The sequence below is a fragment of the Streptomyces axinellae genome, assembly GCF_039532135.1.
GTDB classification, from domain to species: domain Bacteria; phylum Actinomycetota; class Actinomycetes; order Streptomycetales; family Streptomycetaceae; genus Streptomyces; species Streptomyces axinellae.
Window position 1 is genome coordinate 222,715 of record NZ_BAAARJ010000005.1, and the last position, 18,273, is coordinate 240,987.

Annotated in this window: 14 protein-coding genes, 1 tRNA gene and 1 pseudogene; 7 read left to right on the forward strand and 9 right to left on the reverse strand. The window is 69.8% G+C overall.

Annotated features, from left to right (window positions below; genetic code table 11):
* Positions 1-149: 149 nt before the first annotated feature.
* Positions 150-1,055: a TIR domain-containing protein gene (locus tag ABD339_RS09440; RefSeq protein ID WP_344564143.1), complete on the reverse strand. Its 906-nt coding sequence runs from the start codon at positions 1,053-1,055 to the stop codon at positions 150-152.
* A gap of 985 nt (positions 1,056-2,040) precedes the next feature.
* Here ABD339_RS09440 and ABD339_RS09445 point away from each other — a divergent pair.
* Positions 2,041-2,883, forward strand: a complete 843-nt coding sequence (locus ABD339_RS09445; protein WP_344564145.1) for a PE-PGRS family protein — start codon at positions 2,041-2,043, stop codon at positions 2,881-2,883.
* Here ABD339_RS09445 and ABD339_RS09450 read toward each other — a convergent pair.
* The 4 genes and pseudogenes from ABD339_RS09450 to ABD339_RS09465 form a co-directional block, all read right to left on the reverse strand.
* Positions 2,813-4,315: a PE-PGRS family protein gene (locus ABD339_RS09450; protein ID WP_344564444.1), complete on the reverse strand. Its 1,503-nt coding sequence runs from the start codon at positions 4,313-4,315 to the stop codon at positions 2,813-2,815. The genes ABD339_RS09445 and ABD339_RS09450 overlap by 71 nt on opposite strands.
* A 377-nt stretch (positions 4,316-4,692) precedes the next feature.
* Positions 4,693-4,766, reverse strand: a tRNA-Pro gene (locus ABD339_RS09455).
* A gap of 838 nt (positions 4,767-5,604) precedes the next feature.
* Positions 5,605-5,856 (reverse strand): annotated as a pseudogene (locus ABD339_RS09460) (LysE family transporter); the annotation flags it as partial.
* Positions 5,857-5,960: 104 nt separating this feature from the next.
* Entirely contained in the window at positions 5,961-6,905 is a 945-nt protein-coding gene (locus ABD339_RS09465) for a metallophosphoesterase (RefSeq protein ID WP_344564147.1), read from the reverse strand.
* Between the two features lie 199 nt (positions 6,906-7,104).
* Here ABD339_RS09465 and ABD339_RS09470 point away from each other — a divergent pair, with 199 nt between their 5' ends.
* Positions 7,105-7,569, forward strand: coding sequence for a GatB/YqeY domain-containing protein (locus tag ABD339_RS09470; protein ID WP_344564149.1), 465 nt, complete (start codon positions 7,105-7,107; stop codon positions 7,567-7,569).
* 479 nt (positions 7,570-8,048) lie between these two features.
* Here ABD339_RS09470 and ABD339_RS09475 read toward each other — a convergent pair whose 3' ends face one another.
* Positions 8,049-10,337, reverse strand: coding sequence for a transglycosylase domain-containing protein (locus ABD339_RS09475; protein ID WP_344564150.1), 2,289 nt, complete (start codon positions 10,335-10,337; stop codon positions 8,049-8,051).
* Between the two features lie 530 nt (positions 10,338-10,867).
* Between ABD339_RS09475 and ABD339_RS09480 the strand changes: the two genes are divergently transcribed.
* The gene (locus ABD339_RS09480) at positions 10,868-11,248 is read left to right on the forward strand and encodes a WhiB family transcriptional regulator (protein ID WP_344564151.1); all 381 of its coding nucleotides are present in this window, start codon (positions 10,868-10,870) and stop codon (positions 11,246-11,248) included.
* Between the two features lie 460 nt (positions 11,249-11,708).
* On the opposite strand, the gene bagB is transcribed toward ABD339_RS09480, so the two are convergent.
* Positions 11,709-13,241: an ATPase BagB gene (gene bagB / locus ABD339_RS09485; protein WP_344564153.1), complete on the reverse strand. Its 1,533-nt coding sequence runs from the start codon at positions 13,239-13,241 to the stop codon at positions 11,709-11,711.
* Positions 13,238-14,233: an ATPase BagA gene (gene bagA, locus ABD339_RS09490; protein WP_344564155.1), complete on the reverse strand. Its 996-nt coding sequence runs from the start codon at positions 14,231-14,233 to the stop codon at positions 13,238-13,240. The genes bagB and bagA overlap by 4 nt, the downstream gene beginning before the upstream one ends.
* A gap of 193 nt (positions 14,234-14,426) precedes the next feature.
* Between bagA and sp36 the strand changes: the two genes are divergently transcribed.
* From sp36 to ABD339_RS09510, 4 genes are all read left to right on the forward strand, one after another.
* Entirely contained in the window at positions 14,427-14,588 is a 162-nt protein-coding gene (sp36, locus tag ABD339_RS09495) for a Sp36 family protein (protein WP_344564157.1), read from the forward strand.
* The gene (locus ABD339_RS09500; RefSeq protein WP_344564159.1) at positions 14,585-15,049 is read left to right on the forward strand and encodes a RidA family protein; all 465 of its coding nucleotides are present in this window, start codon (positions 14,585-14,587) and stop codon (positions 15,047-15,049) included. The genes sp36 and ABD339_RS09500 overlap by 4 nt, the downstream gene beginning before the upstream one ends.
* A 444-nt stretch (positions 15,050-15,493) precedes the next feature.
* Positions 15,494-16,357 carry an NUDIX hydrolase gene (locus tag ABD339_RS09505; RefSeq protein ID WP_344564161.1) on the forward strand — a complete coding sequence of 288 codons (864 nt, stop codon included), beginning with the start codon at positions 15,494-15,496 and terminating at the stop codon, positions 16,355-16,357.
* Positions 16,354-17,223, forward strand: coding sequence for an MBL fold metallo-hydrolase (locus tag ABD339_RS09510; RefSeq protein WP_344564163.1), 870 nt, complete (start codon positions 16,354-16,356; stop codon positions 17,221-17,223). Before ABD339_RS09505 ends, ABD339_RS09510 begins: the two co-directional genes overlap by 4 nt.
* A gap of 138 nt (positions 17,224-17,361) precedes the next feature.
* Here ABD339_RS09510 and ABD339_RS09515 read toward each other — a convergent pair whose 3' ends face one another.
* On the reverse strand, positions 17,362-18,036 hold the full coding sequence (locus tag ABD339_RS09515; RefSeq protein ID WP_326688883.1) for a Crp/Fnr family transcriptional regulator: 675 nt from the start codon (positions 18,034-18,036) through the stop codon (positions 17,362-17,364).
* Positions 18,037-18,273 lie beyond the last annotated feature (237 nt).

An 18,273-nucleotide genomic window follows, 5' to 3' on the forward strand; every position in this document is an offset into this window, starting at 1 on the left:
GGGGGCAATGGTAGGCCGCCGGGGCAGGCTGTCCTTCTGCGTCCTCGTTCGCTGGACCGTGATGCCACTTGAACTGGCGTACGCAGTGCGGGCATTCCCGACGAAGGAACCCGTCGTGATCCAGAGGGAAGGTCAACTGGACGTCCATGTCACGCTCCGCTCACGAACTCGTCGAACGCGATTGGTGTCCCATCAGCGGTCTTAGCGGTGATGGTGATGTTGAAGTACGAGTTCGAGCGTGACGCGAGAGAGTCCGACGACATGCGCCCCACACGCACGGACTTGCCTTCGGGCAGCTTCGGGACGGGGAACTCGTCGGTGTTCCGCATGACGAGCCCCACCTTGGCATCCGCGTCGACATTTAGGTCGTACACGTCCCCGGGACCGTGGTTGGTGATTTCGACGGCGTCGATCTTGCCGCGCCCATTGTCGATGTACCGGGCCTTCAGCTGGGGTGTGCCGGACGCCTGCGATGACGGCAGTTTCCGGCCCATCGGGAGCCCGCCGCCCGGTGGGACGGGCGGGGTCAGATTCCCAGCATCGTGCCAGTCCGTCCCGTTCGTTCTCGTCCTACATCCTGCGGTCTGCAGCCGGGTCGCGAGCTCCTGCCGCTTCCTGAGGCTGTTGTCGAGCCGCACGACATGGCGACCATGGATGTCGCTGAATACCTTCACCTGTCCGAGTTCCACGATGATCGTGCGATCCTCGTGACGGCCCATGGCCATGCCCGCCTCGAAGAGCACGTTTGGACGCGGCTGCATCTGGGGGCTGCATTCTGGGTCGCCTGGATACGTAAGGCTCTCGTGCAGGTACGTGACATCGTCGGGCGTTTGGAGGACCACGACCGCCTGGGCGCTCGCGAACGCTGTGTCGAGAACCTCGCCGATGTAGGGGGAGCCCTTCCCGGTCATCTGGATGGCTTCCGACCACTCGATTGGATCGAGCCCGATGGCCCGCAGGAACTCGAACAGCCCCTTACGGGCCGGTTCGTTGCGTCCGTGGATCACGAACACTTTGCGAGGGTCTACGCCGCCCTCGGCCGCATTGTCTGTCATGTCTACCTCACCGCTTAGGGTCGAGGGTGGAACCTGTTGCCAAAGAGGCTAGCGATAGGCACTGACAGTCGGGGGAAACGTCCGCGTTTGGGGGCCCAGCTCCCGAAGTCGGCTCCCAAAAGGGTCCGCCCCTGCTGCCGGACGGGGTGAGTCCGGCAGCAGGGGCCGCGACCGCGCCCTACTTCCGGGCGCTAATCCCTCCTCCCAGGACCCCGGCGCCGGCGGTGATGAGGGCGCCGCCTGCTGCCTCGTAGCCGGTCAAGGAGAGGACCACACCGGTGATGCAGAACGCTGCGGACAGCCCGACCACAGTCCAGGCGAGGGCGTTCTGTGGCCGCGGGTGTTCCGAGGGGACCTGGCCTGTCGTCTGCAGCTCGCTCGGTGGCGTTCCATGCGGTTGCAGGTCATCCGGATGGTCGTTTGTAGTGGGCATGGCAAACCTTCGCTTCCGATGTGTGCGGCAGCACGCGATGAATGGATGAACAGACCTTGGATCGGCGGGGAGTTAGATGCGCAAGTCCACTGGTCGCGCCCGGTGGTGCCTCGAACACGGAGGAGACTGCACCGCGCGGGGAGCCGATTCGAGTTCTCGCGAATGGGCGGGCAGACGCTGGCTTGTCTCCCTCGGCGGGCACTGCTCGTCGCGCTCATTCATGGCTTCTGACCTGCGACTTTACGGGAACCAGATCTTGAATCAGTGGCGCGATCCCGCTATGGACCCAGGCTTTCGTGGCTACTTGAATCAGCTCGGCCTTTGCTGCCACGGCTGTCGGCCGTAGACCACCGCCCTAGCCGTGCGAGCCCTTCTCTCTCTCGCGCCCTACAGGCTCGGGGCGTAAGCCGCGCAACCAGATGACCAGCCACTGGGCGCAGTCGTCTTCTTCCGGCGCCTTGCCGGGACAGAACGAGTCTGGCGCAGTCATTTCTTCGAGGTGATTGCGCGAGTGCCACGCCATGGCGCCAACTGACCTGGCTCAATAGGCACATGGAGATTGGTGAGTACTGGGCATATCGCGCGCAGCCGAAGGAGCTGGGCGGCGCGGTACGCCAGGTGGAGATCGTTCGAGTAGGCAGCCCGCGCAGGTCTGGTTGGATCCACGTGCGATTCCTCGAAGGCGGCGACGCCGATCTGCAGGAGTGGGTCAATCCTGGCTCTCTCGTAGCGCCGTGGGCGGATGTCGAGACATTCCGCACCGACGATGCGGCGGAGTCGGCGCTGGTTGAGGCATCCCGCCACGTCCGGGGCAGTACGGAGTTTGAGGCAGCCCGCATGATCCTCGGGTTCGTCCGCCCGAAGAACAGGCTGCGCCTGCGCCGAACAGTGGCGGACGCAGGCGTCCTGGAGCTGAGTCGCCTTGACGAGACGGCACCACTCATCGGCATGGACGCCGCCGAACTCCGCAGCGACACCATGGTCTACGAAAACCGCCACGGCATGTGCCTGGCCGGGTGGCCGGTCACCGAGCGCGTCGCCCGCCACGTGGCCGCCCGCCTCGCCGACGAGATCCTCCCGGAGGTGGACCGCAAGCAACAGGACATCGAGCAGGAGCGTGCCCAGCCCTCCTGGTACTCCTACAGCCGACGGGTCGAACGAAAAGTGGACGCGGAAGCCGCCGTCCTACGAACCGTCCGGGCGTGGTGCGGCCAGGACAAGGCCGAGCGCTACGACGAGTTGGTCGCCCTGCGCGCTGAGGTCATTCGGCTCGGAGGGCTCGTCGAGAAGGCGGTCAAGGCCCTACGCGATCGCGGGCATGGTGTCATCGCCTCCACCATTGAGCGCGACCTTGGCGTCCATATCGCCACCCTTGATCCTGATGTGCGTCGATGACGCCGCGCCACGGGCCTGGCTCCGGTTTGGGAGGCGCTGGCTGAGCCGGAGGTGTCTCCTTCTCCGGCCGGTCAGGCCGCCAGCCGTCGAGGAACGGTCGCAGCTGCCTTTTAGTCGGCTCCACGTTGAAGTCGCGGGCGGCCAAGCCCTTGCCGTTCGTCGTGGGGTCGAGCCGATCGGCCTCCGAGTTCCCCCAAGCCGACCATTCACGCAGCCTCTCGACTTCGAGGGCGTCTTCCGATGCGGCGGCGACTTCATCCAGCGCGGCACAGAACGCCCGGATCTCACCCGCGGCCCGCCACTGCTCAAGGGCCGTGCCGAAGTGCTCGGCCCGTACCGCGTGAACCGCCTTGACCGAAGCCGCACTTACCGCGGCCTCCCACTCCCGCCGCTCGCGCTCCTCCCGCTCCGCCGCCAGCCGCCGGTGTTCGGCCTCCTGGCGCTCCCGCTCATCTCGCAGACGCCGCTGCTCGGCCTCTCGTTCCAGCCGGGCCCGCTCCTGCTCCTCCGCGCGTGCCTTCAACGCCCGGAAGATTGAGCCGATCTGCTCCTCCAACGGCTTCTTGGCCGTGTCGGCCCATTCCGTCTTCCAGCCGTAGCTGTAGCTGTAACCCGAGTTCTCGCTGACCAGCAGCTCCAGTTCGCCGGACGGCTCGAACTTGTGGGCTGGGGTGACCCGTTGCCAGTCGTACGTGCGCCGGCCCGGCTGCTTGGGGACGTACCGGACCTGCTTCTGCCGCTCGCGGAAGCCGACCTCGTACGTCCTGCCGTGGACGGTGAGCAGCGGCCTCGGCTGCTTGCGCTTCTTGGACACCGCGATCTCGCCGTACCGCGTGAGAGCCTGCTCGGCGAGCAGCCGGAGCAGCGCGAGCACCCTCGGCAGGACCTCCTCGGAGATCTCGAACGCACTGTGGTCCTTGGTGACCGCAGCGAGCACGTCCTCGACGTCGGTGATCACACGGCTGCGCGCCAAACGGATCCGATTCCACTCGGTGTCGTCCTCACCGGTCACCCGGAGCAGGCCGAGGAAGAAGTCGCCCTTCGCCCGCCCGCTGTACTTCAGGTGGTACCCCTCCGGAGCGCACTGCCGCGCCGCGTCGAACGCCCTGCGATACCGAGCCCGTTCCTCGGCACTGGGGTCCGGGATCCGAAGGAATCGTCCGGCCTTCTGCACCTGCGCGATGAGCGCTGGCCCGACAGCCGCCGGCGACGGGCGCGGAGGTTTCACGGCACGCTTCGATACGGGCTTCGTCTCCGTCGGAGGATCGGCATCCTGCTGAGGGCCACCGGCAACCGGCGTCTCGGCTTCAGACGCCGCCGCGCGAGGCTTGCGTGGAGCCAGTTCCGGGCGATCGGGATGATGACCGTGCTCCAGGTAGAAGCGACCCGCGTCAGTGATCTCCGCCTGCCACCTCCCCTTCTTCTTGGGCATGGTCACCAAGCCCCGGTCCCTGAGCGCGCGAGCCGTGACGGCGAGCTCGGGGCTGTCAGAAGTGACGGGGTCGGTTCCGCCCCCGATGCGGGTGAGGAGTGCCAGCTGCCGGTCATTTAACGGAGACCAAGGGTGCATGGCGATGGTCGTACCGTCTCAGGTCTGCTCGGCACAAGCCGTGCAGTGACTCATTCGGGGCGTGAGGCGTACATCGCGCTAGGAGGAGGCGGAATGCCCTTCCTCGGGAGCCAACCTGGGAGTCGGATCCCGAAGATCACACCCAGTTGGCTCCCAAATGGCTCCCAAAACAGGGACACAATGCAAATCAGGCCCGGTTCTGATCTCTCAGAACCGGGCCTGACCTGGTGTTTCCTCTGTCGGGGTGGCGGGATTTGAACCCACGACCTCTTCGTCCCGAACGAAGCGCGCTGCCAAGCTGCGCTACACCCCGAAGCAACGACGACTACTTTAGCCCAGGGGAGCGCTGAGGCGAAATCCGCTTTCGGGTGAGGAGAGGGAGGGGCGGGCCAGGGGCCAGCGGTGTTCCGTGGCCAGCCAGCCGCCGAGGGCCAGCATCGCGGCCCCGGTGAGCGCTTCAAGGGTGCGCGGGGCGCGTTTGCCCAGGCCGAGGCGCGCAGGCGGCCACCCAGAGCGGCGTAGCCGCGGGCGCAGCAGAACTCGATGGCGATGTACGCGCCACCCAGTGCGAGGAGCGGCACCGTGACGTGCGCGGCCTCCGGCGCCAGGGACTGCGGCAGAAAGACGGTGAAGAGCAGCAGCGCTTTGGGGTTCGAGGCAGCCACCAGGAACTCCTGCCGGGCCAGGGTCCAGGGCGTTCGCGGCGGTACGACGCGAGGCGACGCGGGCAATCGTGATGATTCGGGCGAAGCGCGGCCGTCGGCCCGGGGCACGGACGGCGCGTCCGTGCCCAGCCCGTGCTGGGGCCCCGCGGTCCGAGGTCGGGCTGCATCGGGTGACACGGTCCGAGGTCGCGCCGCATCGGGTGACACGGTCCGAGGTCGCGCCGCATCGGGTGACACGGTCCGAGGCGGCGCCAGATCGGGTGACGCGGGCCGAGGCGGGGCCGGATCGGGTGACGCGGGCCGAGGCGGCGCCAGATCGGGTGACGCGGGCCGAGGCGGGGCCGGATCGGAAGGGGTGGTTCCGGGCGCCCCGGGGGCAGACGGCGCGGGCCTGGACGGCGCGGGGCCGCCACCCCCACGCATGCCCCGCACCGCCGCGAAAAGCGTCCGTCCGCCGAGCCACAGCAGGTACACCACGCCACACCACTTCACGATTCCGAAGGCGACCTCGGAAGCGGTGAGGACCGCGCCCAATCCGGCGGCGACCGCCGCCACCATCAGCGCGAACGCGCGGAAGCGGCCGACCGAAGCGCTGATCGCGGGGGCGGGGCCGTGGCGCAGTCCGTTGCGCAGGGTCAGCAACTGGTTGGCGCCGGGCGTAGCGGCCAGAAGGAGCGCGGCGGGCAGGAAGGCGCCCCACTCGGGCGCCCGTGCCGCCTCCGTCAGTTCGATCTCCACCAGCTGACGCCCCTCTCATCCCTCGGGTCTCACCCTCGTCGAGCCGGGAGGTCAGGGATCGGGGTCGGGGCCGTCTCCCTCCGTGGGGGGACGGGCAGGGTTCCCTACTCCTCCCGCGCGGTGAGCGTCAAGAGCGTCGCCTCGGGAGGGCAGGCGAAGCGGACGGGGGTGTATCGGTTCGTACCGCAGCCCGCGCTCACGTGCAGGTAGGACTCGTGGCCGCCCGCCCGGTGCGTGGACAGGCCCTTCACCCGGTCGGTGTCGATGTCGCAGTTGGTGACGAGTGCCCCGTAAAAGGGGACGCAAAGCTGGCCGCCGTGGGTGTGCCCCGCGAGGATCAGCGGGTAGCGGTCGGCGGTGAACGCGTCGAGCACGCGCAGGTACGGAGCGTGTACGACGGCGAGGGAGAGGTCCGCGTCGGTCTCCGGGCCGCCCGCGACCTCGCTGTAGCGGTCGCGCTTGATGTGCGGGTCGTCGAGCCCGGTCAGCGCGATCTCCTGGCCGCCGTCGAGCTTGATACGGCCCCTGGTGTTCGACAGGCCGGTCCAGCCCGCCGAGTCGAACGCGTCCCGCAGTTCTTCCCACGGGTTGTGGATGGCGTGGACCGCGGCCGGGTTCCCGTTCAGACCGTGCCGGCCGCTCGCCTTCTCCAGCAGGTACTTCGCGGGATTGCGCAGCTTCGGTCCGTAGTAGTCGTTCGAGCCGAAGACGTAGGCCCCGGGGAACTCCATCAGCGGGCCCAGCGCGTCCAGCACTTCGGGGACGCCTTCGGGGTCGGACAGGTTGTCCCCGGTGTTGATCACGAAGTCCGGGCGCAGACCGGCCAGATCGCGCAGCCAGCGCTGCTTCTTGCGCTGCCCGCCGACCATATGGATGTCGGAGACCTGCAGGACGCGCAGCGGGTGCATACCGCGCGGCAGTACCGGCACCGAGACGCGCCGCAGCCGGAACGAACGGACCTCCACTCCCGCCGCGTACCCGACGCACGCCGCGCCGAGTGCCGTGATGCCGACTGCGGTCTTGAGGGGAATCCGGTATCGCGCGCGCATGCGCCCATGGTCGCAGACCCAGCACACACCACGCAGCGAGTCCAGCCAGCGGGTGCGCCCGTCAGCCGGCATCCGGACGCCCGCACCCGCCCCCAGCCACCGCCCGGCCGCCCCTCGACCACCGCCCGGCCTCTCCCCGGCAGCGGCTCCGCCCATTTATCCCGGACGAGCTTTGGCCGGATCCTGGCACACTGAGTTCATGACCACGCTCAAGTCCCGGCTGCAGGGCGACCTCACCGCAGCGATCAAGGAGCGCGACGAGTTGCGCTCCGCCACTCTCCGCATGACCCTTGCCGCCATCACGAAGGAGGAGGTCGCGGGCACCAGCGCGCGCGAACTCTCCGACGACGAGGTGCAGGGAGTCATCGCCCGCGAGGCGAAGAAGCGGCGGGAGGCGGCAGAGGCGTTCGCGGACGGCGGCCGGGCGGAGCAGGCGGACAGGGAGCGGGCCGAGGGCAAGGTGCTCGCGGACTACCTGCCTCAGCAGCTCTCGGACGACGAACTGGAGTCGCTGGTCGCGGAGGCGGTCACCGAGGCGCGGGCATCCGGGGCCGAGGGGCCTCGCGCGATGGGCGCCGTCATGAAGATCGTCAACCCGAAGGTGGCGGGCCGCGCCGAGGGCGGCCGGGTCGCCGCGCTGGTGAAGAAGCAACTGGCGGGCTGACGGCCGCCCGATCTCACGGGCCTCACCTCACGAAACCGGGCAGACGGACCGAGTGCTGCGACGGCAGGAGAGCGCCCTGCCCGGGCTCCCGTTCTGCCGTCGGCTACGGAGTGCCGCCACTGTCGGGGCCGGAGTCTCGCCACTGCCGGCTATGGAGCGCCGCCGTGGTCGGCGGCAGCAAAGCCGCCGCCGGCTACGAGGCGCCGACACCGGCTACGTGACGCCGCCGCGGGCCCTGAAACATCCGGCGCCCGGCATCAGGCATCCGGCTCCGCTCCTGCTGGCCGCACGGCTTCCCCCTGGCGCACGAGCCGCAGGGGGCACACACGGGCCCGTAAGCCCAATGGGTAAGGGGCGCCCTCTCAGGAGGACGCCCCTTACCCATGTTTTCTCGTACCGGATGCTCGCTGTAAGAGAGCCGCCCGAAGTCCGTCCTCGGCGCCCTCGGCCGGTATCGCCCGTCAGCCGGTATCCGCGGGCTACGGCCAGTCCCAGCCGCCGCCACCGGGGTCGCCTTCGTTGCCGCCGGGCCACCCGCCGCCGCCACCGCCGCCGCCCCCACCGGGACCGTTCCCGGCGCCGCCGTTGTCGCCGCCGCCGATGACGTCCGGCCACGGGTCGTTCGGCTTGTGGTCGTCGGAGCCACCGCCCTGGCCACCGTGCGCGCCGCCGCCGCCGTTGCCGCGGTCCCGCCCCGGCGCCTTCGGCTTGTTCTTGCCGCCGTCCCGGATGGGCACGTGGTGGAAGTCCGGCGCCGATTCGCCTGACAGCGCACCGGCCATCGCGTCCCGCCAGATCGGGCCGGGGACCTCGCCACCGAAGACCTTGTCGTACGGCACCCCGCCGATGGTGATGTTCTTCATCTGGGTCTGGTGCGCCGGGTCACCGACCCAGACGGCGCCGGACATGTTCGGCGTGTAGCCCACGAACCAGGCGGCGTACCGCTCGTCCGTCGTACCCGTCTTGCCCGCGCTGTCCCGGCCCGAGAGCCCGGCCTTCTTGCCGGTGCCGTCCTCCACCACGCCACGCAGCAGGGCGTTGACCGTATCGGCGGTCTTGGTCTTCATCGCGCGCTCACACTTCGTCTTCGGCACCGGCAGCTTCTTGCCGCGCGCGTCCGTGATCGACTCGATCGCGACGGGGGTGCAGTGCACGCCGCGGTTGGCGAAGGTGGCGTAGCCCTCGGCCATGGTCAGCGGTGACATCTCCTGGGTGCCGAGCGAGATCGACGGCACCTGGTCGATCTTCTTGCCGTCGGCGCGCGCGATACCCATCTTCTTTGCCATGTCGGTGACGGGGCAGATGCCGGTTTCGCTTATGAGCGAGACGAAGTAGGTGTTGACGGATTTCGCCGTCGCTTCCTTCATCCGGTACGGCCCGACCTCACTGCTGTTCTCGTTCTCGACAGGAGCCTTGCCCGACCACTTGCCATGGCAGGTCTTCACCGGGGACGGGTACTGCATGCGGTAAGGCGAGGGGTACGACTTGTAGGGGCTCATCCCCTTGTCCAGCGCCGCCGCGGCGATCACGGGCTTGAAGGTCGAACCGGGCTGGTATCCGGCGCCACCGCCCATGCTCCTGTCCACCGAGAGGTTTATCTGGGTCTCGTTCTTCCCGAAGCCGTACGGCCGGGACTGTCCCATGCCCCGGATCTTGCCGGTGCCGGGTTCCACTATCGTCGCGGCCGTCGCGACCTTGTCGGACTTGTTCACATGGGACTCGATGGACTTCTTGACAGACGCCTGTGCCTTGGGGTCGAGCGTGGTCCGGATGGTGAGGCCGCCCTGGTTCCACCGCTTCGCGCGCGCCTTGCTGGTCTTGCCGAAGCTGGGGTCGGTCAGGAAGATCTGGCGTACGTAGTCGCAGAAGAATCCGGCGCCCCTGGTGGAGGTGATGCAGCCGTTCTTGGGCCTGCTGACGGCCAGCTCGATCGGCTTCTTCTGCGCCTCGGCGGCCTGCGCCTTGGTGATGTCGTGGTGCACGGCCATCCGGCCCAGCACGGCATCGCGCCGCTTCCTGGCTTCCTGCTCGTTGCTGACCGGGTCGTACCGGGTCGGGGACTGGACGATCCCGGCGAGCAGCGCGGCCTCCTCCAGCTTCAGGTCCTTGGCCGACTTGGAGAAGTAGCGCTGCGAGGCGGCCTCGACGCCGTATGCCTGCTGGCCGAAGAAGGTGATGTTGAGGTAGTTCTCCAGGATCCGCTTCTTGCCCAGCTCCTCCTCGACCTGGATCGCGTACTTCAGTTCCTTTATCTTCCGGCCGATGGTCTGCTGGGTGGCGCGGGCGACCTTGTCAGGGTCGTTGCCCGCCTCCTCGACGAAGACGTTCTTGACGTACTGCTGGGTGAGCGTCGAGGCGCCCTGCGAGACCTGGCCCGACTGCGCGTTCCGGTTCACGGCGCGCAGCACACCTTTGAGATCGACGGCGCCGTGCTTGTAGAACCGCGCGTCCTCGATGTCCACGATCGCCTTGCGCATGTAGGGCGAGATGTCCTTGAGGTCCACGACCGTGCGGTCGCGCGAATAGACCTTGGCGATCTCACCGCCCTCCCGGTCCAGGATCGTGGTGCGCTGGCTGAGCGGCGGGCGCTTGAGATTGACGGGCAGCTCGTCGAAGCCCTCGACCGTGCCTTTGGCGGCCAGGCCCAGCGTTCCGACAGCGGGCAGTGCGAGCCCCGCCATCACCGCCCCCGCCAGCACACTGACCCCGAGGAACTTGGCGACCTGCTGGGGGCCGCTCAGCCCTCGGCCCGCGCGCTTCTTAGCCATGGGGAAGAGCCTACGACGAGTAGGCCCCGGGCATCCCGTGGGGAAGCGTGGCAAACGCCGGACAGGGGCGAGCGGGGTCACATAAGCTGAGGCCCGGTCTCGTCTTCCCACCCGTCACATCGGTGGTTTCCCACCCCAGAGCCTCTCCTCGCCTCTCCCTCGCCCTCCGGTCCGTTGCCCTCCGGCTCACTCAAGTGAGTGTTGAGACTGGTTCGCCCGCAGCCGCCGTCATACGCCAGAAGAAATCCCCGTGGCAAGTGCCGAAAGCAGCTCCGGCCGCCCTCCCGGGCCACCCGGATAGCCGCCTGGCCTGCTGAACCGACCGGATCTGCCGGGGAGGTCGGGCTTGTTACCGGCTCACTCCGTTGGGTGATCTGCCGCATACGCATAGTCCGTTCGGGCCATTCAAGATTGGGCCCGACGGGGGTGTTGCGCCATGTCCGCCTTCCGTAACGTCCTCAACTGGCAACGGTGAATATGCCGTTCGCCGCCGTGGGGGAGCCTCGATTCGGGAGAGGACGGCACCGGCAATGAGCTGGGTTACAGACTGGAGTGCGCAGGCCGCCTGCCGCACGACGGATCCAGATGAGCTTTTCGTGCAAGGGGCGGCGCAGAACCGCGCCAAGGCCGTATGCACGGGCTGCCCCGTCCGTACGGAATGCCTCGCGGACGCACTGGACAACCGCGTGGAGTTCGGCGTGTGGGGCGGGATGACCGAGCGGGAGCGGAGAGCGTTGCTGCGCCGCCGCCCCACGGTCACCTCGTGGCGCCGCCTGCTGGAAACAGCGCGCTCGGAGTACGAGCGCAGCACGGGCGGCCTCCTGCCCATGGAGGTGCCCGTGGACGTGGACATGGGCGACGAGCACGACTACGAGCACGATTACGAACAGGACTACGCGGCCGTGGGATGACCCTCCCGGCCGCCGGACCGCTCCCACACATCACGGCTCCCACACCTCGCCGACCGCCCGGCGCTCAGCACACGGGGTGCAGCACACGGAGTTCAGGGCTCAGGAAGCGGACGTGTCCTGGAGACGCTGCCCTTCATCCGCGGCGCGGATTCACGGCGACGAGACGGCGAGTGGCCGAGACGGCAGGTGCCGGGGCGCTGGACGAGCGTGCGAAGTACTTCGCGCTCTGCCTCGCGTCACCGCGCGACAGCGCCTCCTGTGTCGCGTCATGTGTAGCGCGGACGTCGGCATGCGGCAGTCATGAGAGCAGCCCACCCCCGCTGCTCGTCGGACGCGATCCCGTCGCCGGCCGCCAGTCGGCCCCCAACCGCAGTCGGCCCCCAACCGCAGTCGGCCCCCAACCGCAGTCGGCCCCCAACCGCAGTGAGCCGACGGCCGCCGCATCTCGGCCCTCTCGTGCTCAACCCTGGCAACGGGCCAGCCGCTCACCGATCGTGCGCAGGCCCTCCAAATCGTGCACATCGCCGGGCAGCGCGGTCACTTCCGCCACCGGCACCTCGGGGTGCAGCGCGGTGAAGCGGTCACGGGTGCGCCGTTCGCGCGCGAGCAGCCGCATCCGGTCGGCGTGCAGCCGCAGCAGCCCTGCGGCGAGCGCGGTGGCGTCCTGGCCCGGGTCCCGCTCCGTGGTGGAGTCCTCGGCGCCGGAGCCGGGGTCCTCGAAGGCGGGGGAGCCGTCCTCGGGATTCTCTGGAGCGGCCGACAGCGCGCCACGCCCTCCACTCTTCCCCCGGCCGCGATCCACCATGCCGCCGTCCTCAAGATTTTCGGCGGCGGCGAGGGCCCGTTCGGCGCTCAGTCCGGCCGCCTCGCTGCCGTGCATCCGGTTGAGCACCAGCCCGGCGAGGGGCATCCGGTCGGCGGCCAGCCGTTCCACGAAGTACGCGGCCTCGCGCAACGCGTCCCGCTCGGGCGCCGCCACCACCAAGAAGGCCGTGCCCGGGGCCTGGAGCAGCCGGTAGGTGGCGTCGGCACGGGTGCGGAAGCCGCCGAACATGGTGTCCATGGCGGCGACGAAGGTCTGGACGTCCCGCAGGAGCCCGGCGCCCAGCAGCTTGTTGAGCGCCCCGGTGAACATCGAAAGGCCCGCCATCCCAAGGTTCACGAACTTCATGCCGGCCCGGCCGCCGACCCGGGCCGGGGCCATCAGCAGTTTGATGAACTTCCCGTCCAGGAACGAGCCCAGCCGCTTGGGGGCGTCCAGGAAGTCCAGCGCGGAGCGCGAGGGCGGGGTGTCCACGATGATCAGGTCCCACTCGTCGCCGGAGCGCAGCTGCCCCAGCTTCTCCATCGCCATGTACTCCTGCGTCCCCGCGAACCCGGCGGACAGCGACTGATAGAAGGGGTTGCCGAGGATCGCCGTGGCGCGGTCGGGCTCCGCGTGCGCTTCGACTATCTCGTCGAACGTGCGCTTCATGTCGAGCATCATGGCGTGCAGTTCGCCACCCGCCGAGGTGTCCACGCCCGGCACCTCGCGAGGGGTGTTGTCCAGCTTCGAGAGTCCCATCGACTGCGCCAGGCGGCGGGCGGGATCGATGGTCAGGACGACGGTCCGGCGACCGCGCTCGGCAGCCCGCACACCCAGCGCCGCGGCCGTCGTCGTCTTGCCGACCCCGCCGGAGCCGCAGCACACGACGATGCGGGTGCCCGGATCGTCCAGGAGCGGGTCGATGTCCAGGGCCTCCGCGCCCAGCGGGTTGCCGTCCAGCGGAACGCCGTCCAGCGGCCCGGCGTTCGTCGGGTCGGCGGTCGGCTCTGCCGCTTCCGTGGGACCGGCCGCTCCTGCCGACTCTGCCGGTTCTGCTCGTGCTGTCGGCTCTGTCGGCTCTGTCGGCTCTGTCGGCTCTGTCGGGTGTGGGGCCTGTGGGGTCTCCGTGACGTGCTGAGACGTCTGCTGTGCGGCGAAGGGGGTGCTGTTGTCTCCGGTGCGGCTCATGGCTGCCTTCCGCCGGTAGTGGTCTGCCATTGGGCGCGCAGTTCACCGGCCATGCCGTACAGGCCCGCCAGCTCGACTCCCTCGCTCAGCAGTGGCAGCTCCCGCAGGGGAAGGCCCTGCGCGTGCAACTCCTCGCGCAGGCCCCGCTCCAGGCCGACGCGCTCAGCGTGCTCCCTGCCCTGCTCCAGGAGCGGCGCGACGAGGCGCTCGGCGTGCCCTCCGCGCCGCGCGCCCCCCAGACCGGCGCGCGCGAAGGCGCGCGCCATCTCTGCTGTGTGCCCGTCCGCCGCCTTCAGATGTTCCTCGTCCAGCAGTCTCGGGCGGACCATGTTGACCACCACGCTTCCCGTGGGCAGCCCGGCGGAGCGCAGCTCGGCGATGCCGTCGAGGGTCTCCTGCACCGGCATCTCCTCCAACAGCGTCACCAGGTGCACTGCCGTCTCCGGCGACTTGAGGACCCGCATCACGGCCTGCGCCTGGTTGTGGACGGGGCCGACCTTGGCCAGCCCGGCCACCTCCTCGTTCACCCCCAGGAAGCGGGCGATGCGGCCGGTGGGCGGCGCGTCCATCACCACGGCGTCGTAGACGGGACGCTGACGCTTGTCCCTGCGGCGCACCGCCTCACACGCCTTCCCGGTCAGCAGCACGTCGCGCAGCCCCGGTGCGATGGTCGTCGCGAAGTCGATGGCGCCCAGGCGCTTGAGCGCGCGGCCGGCGCTGCCCAGCTTGTAGAACATCTGGAGGTAGTCCAGCAGCGCCCGCTCCGCGTCGATGGCCAGCGCGTAGACCTCGCCGCCGCCGTGCGAGACGGCGATCTTGCGTTCCTCGTAGGGAAGCGGCTCGGTCTCGAAGAGCTGTGCGATGCCCTGCCTGCCCTCGACCTCGACGAGCAACGTGCGCTGCCCGCCGTCGGCCAGAGCCAGCGCGAGTGCGGCGGCGACCGTCGTCTTGCCGGTCCCGCCCTTGCCGGTCACTACGTGAAGCCTGCTCACGGCTGGGAGCCTAACCAGCGCACGCCTCGCCTACGCGTGCGGTTCCGCGCGGAAGGCTCCCGGCGTGGAGCAGGAGGCTTCCCGGCCCGGAACGGAGAGCCCCCGGCCAGGAACGGGGGGCCGGCCACCGGGCCTGAGCTGCCGGGGACCACCGCGCCCGTGCGGGGTGCTCTCAGCCGTTAGGGTCGTCCCCATGACGAAGTGGGAATACGCGACCGTGCCGCTGCTCGTGCACGCGACAAAGCAGATCCTGGACACCTGGGGCGAGGACGGCTGGGAACTGGTCCAGGTGGTGCCGGGGCCGAACAACCCCGAGCAGCTCGTGGCCTACCTGAAGCGGAAGAAGGAAGCGTGAGCGCGGCCGAGGACAAGCTGGCGGAGCTCGGCCTGACGCTCCCGGCGACCGCGACTCCGGCGGGTGCCTATGTGCCCGCTGTCCGGTCGGGCACGTACGTCTACACGGCGGGCCAGCTCCCCCTCGTCGAGGGCACGCTTCCGCTGACCGGCAAGGTCGGCGGAGAGGTCACCCCCGAGGAAGCGAAGGAACTGGCGCGTACGGCGGCGCTGAACGCACTGGCCGCGGTGAAGTCGGTCGCCGGGGATCTCGACCGGGTCGCCCGCGTCGTCAAGGTCACCGGATTCGTCGCCTCCGCGCCGGATTTCACCGGCCAGCCCGGCGTCATCAACGGGGCCAGCGAACTGCTCGGTGAGGTCCTGGGTGAGAAGGGCGTGCACGCGCGAAGCGCCGTCGGCGTGGCCGTGCTGCCGATGGACGCGCCCGTGGAGGTCGAGGTCCAGGTCGAGCTGGCCGGCTGACGGGCTGACCCGGGCGGCCCGGCAGCGCACCCCGGCCGCCCGGGACTTCGGCCGCCCGGGACCTCGGGTCTCGGCCCCTCGGACTTTCGGACTCTTGGGGCCCTTTCGGGCTTTGAGCCTCCCGGCCCTTGGGGCTGCGGGGAGGGGCAGGCCGACTGTTCCCGGCGGGCCTGCGGAGGCCGGCCCCGAACGATTCGCGTGACCGGATGCCCGGTGGCGCAGCGCGTGACCGGATGCCGGGTCGGTCTTCCGTGCGGTTGCTGCCAGAGCGACTGGATGCCGGATAGGCATTCCGTGCGACCGGATGCTTGACGGGCATTCCGGGCGACCGGATGCCTGGCGGTATTCCGTGTGACCGGATGCCCGGTGAGCGTTCCGTGCGACCGGATACCCGCACACCGGGTACCTCTCGAACATCGGCGCGCAGCGCCGTAGCATCCGGCCATGTCGTCCACCGAGAACGGCCAGTGGTATCCGCCCGAGTGGCCGGAGCGTATCCGCGCCCTGGCGGCGGGCGAGCTGACGCCCGTCGCCCCGCGCAGAGCCGCCACCGTCATGCTCCTGCGCGACACCCCCGCGGGGCCGGCCGTCCATATGCTGCGCCGCCGTACGTCCATGGCGTTCGCGGGCGGCGCCTACGCCTATCCGGGCGGTGCCGTCGATCCGCGTGACACCCGCGCGACCGACAGCACGGGTCCGGCGGACGCGCGGTGGGCCGAGCGGTTCGGCACGGACGAGGCGACGGCGCGCTCTGTCGTGTGCGCCGCCGTCCGGGAGACCTTCGAGGAAGCCGGAGTGCTGCTCGCCGGGCCCGACCCGCACACCGTCGTCGCGGACACCACAGGCGCGGACTGGGAGGCCGACAGGGCCGCTCTGGTGGCCCACGAGCTGTCCTTCGCCGATTTCCTCAACCGCAGGAACCTCGTCCTGCGGGCCGACCTGCTGGGGGCCTGGGCGCGCTGGATCACGCCGGAGTTCGAGAAGCGGCGCTATGACACGTACTTTTTCGTGGCCGCCCTTCCGGAGGGCCAGCGCACCGGTAACGCGTCCACCGAGGCCGACGCCACCGTCTGGGTCCGTCCCGAGGAGGCCGCCGCCGGCTACGACAGGGGCGAACTGCTGATGATGCCGCCCACCATCGCCGCACTGCGCGAGCTGCTGCCGTACGCGACGGCCGCCGAAGCCCTGGCGGCGGCGGGCGACCGCGATCTGACGCCGGTCCTCGCCCGGGCCCGCCTGGAGGCAGGGGAGATCGTGCTGAGCTGGCCGGGACATGACGAGTTCACCAAGAGGATCGATTCCGCATGACCGATGCCGCCGCCCTTCCCGGCCAGCCGCGAGGCGGAGTGATCAGCGGGCAGGCCGGCCCGCGCACCCACTGCGTCCTGGCGCCCAACCCGTCGGCCATGACGCTCGACGGCACCAACACCTGGATCGTCGCCGAGCCGGACTCGGATCTCGCCGTCGTCATCGACCCCGGGCCCCTGGACGAGGACCACCTGCGCGCCGTCGTCGCCGCCGCTGAGAGGGTGGGCAAGCGGGTCGCGCTCACCTTGCTCACCCACGGCCATCCGGACCACGCCGAGGGCGCCGCGCGGTTCGCGGAACTGACCCGCACTCCGGTGCGCGCCCTCGATCCGGCGCTGCGTCTGGGCGACGAGGGGCTCGGGGTGGGAGACGTCATCACCACGGGCGGCCTGGAGCTGCGCGTGGTCCCCACCCCTGGTCACACCGCCGACTCGCTCTCCTTCCACCTGCCCGCCGACGCCGCCGTGCTGACGGGCGACACGGTGCTGGGCCGGGGCACCACCGTCGTCGCCCACCCGGACGGGCGGCTCGGCGACTACCTCGACTCCCTGCGCGAGTTGCGCTCCTTGACGGTGGAGGACGGGGTCAGCCGGATCCTGCCGGGGCACGGGCCGGTCCTGGACGACGCACAGGGTGCGATCGACTTCTACCTGGCACACCGCGCCAAGCGGCTCGCCCAGGTCGAGACAGCGGTCGAGGCGGGGTATCGCACGGCCTCCGAGGTCGTCGCACACGTGTACGCCGACGTTGACCGCTCGCTCTGGCCGGCGGCGGAACTGTCCGTCCGGGCCCAGCTCGACTATCTCCGTGAACACGGACTGCTTCCGCGCGGAGCCGGAACCGGACCCGGACCGGAACCGGTCTGAGGGGGACGCGCGCTCCGCGCATGCGTAAGGGGCGCCCTCAAGAGAGGGCACCCCTTACATCACGGACTGGATGGGCCGGATCGGCCGTCGTGGACGGGGCCCGGGCGGAACGGATGCCCGTACCGTCCCGGGGACGGGTCAGCGGGAGCGCTTCGCCAGCCGTTCGATGTCCAGCAGGATGACCGCGCGGGCCTCCAGGCGGAGCCAGCCGCGCCCGGCGAAATCGGCCAGCGCCTTGTTCACCGTCTCGCGCGAGGCACCGACCAGCTGGGCCAGCTCTTCCTGTGTGAGGTCGTGTACGACGTGGATGCCCTCCTCGGACTGCACACCGAAGCGCCGCGACAGGTCGAGCAGCTGTTTGGCCACGCGCCCGGGGACGTCGGAGAAGACCAGGTCGGACATGGAGTCGTTGGTGCGCCGCAGCCGCCGGGCGATGGCGCGCAGCAGCGCCGTCGCGACCTCGGGGCGGGCGTTCAGCCACGGCTGGAGGTCGCCGTGGCCCAGCCCCAGCAGCTTGACCTCGGTCAGCGCGGAGGCCGTGGCCGTACGCGGACCTGGGTCGAACAGGGACAGCTCACCGATCAGCTCGCCGGGACCGAGCACGGCGAGCATGTTCTCGCGGCCGTCCGGCGAGGTGCGGTGCAGCTTCACCTTGCCTTCCGTCACCACATAGAGGCGGTCACCCGGGTCACCCTCGTGGAAGAGGGCCTCACCGCGAGCAAGCGTCGTCTCCGCCATGGAGGCACGCAGCTCGGCGGCCTGCTCCTCATCGAGCGCCGCGAAGAGCGGGGCGCGCCGCAGAACGTCGTCCACGAGTTCTCTCCTTGTCGACCTGCCCATGGGGTCCGTGGAACCCATGATGCCGGACGGTGAAACAGTGCGATCAGTCACAGCAATCAGTCACAAGTTTGACGTACGGACACAGTGACCCCCAAGGCAGGTCCCGCTAGGGCTGTGGATCGGCTGTGTGCGCCGCGAATGTCGGCGCCCCCCTTTAGTCTGGCCGAGTGTCCACCACCCCGGGAAGTACACGGACAGAGAGGGGGCTGG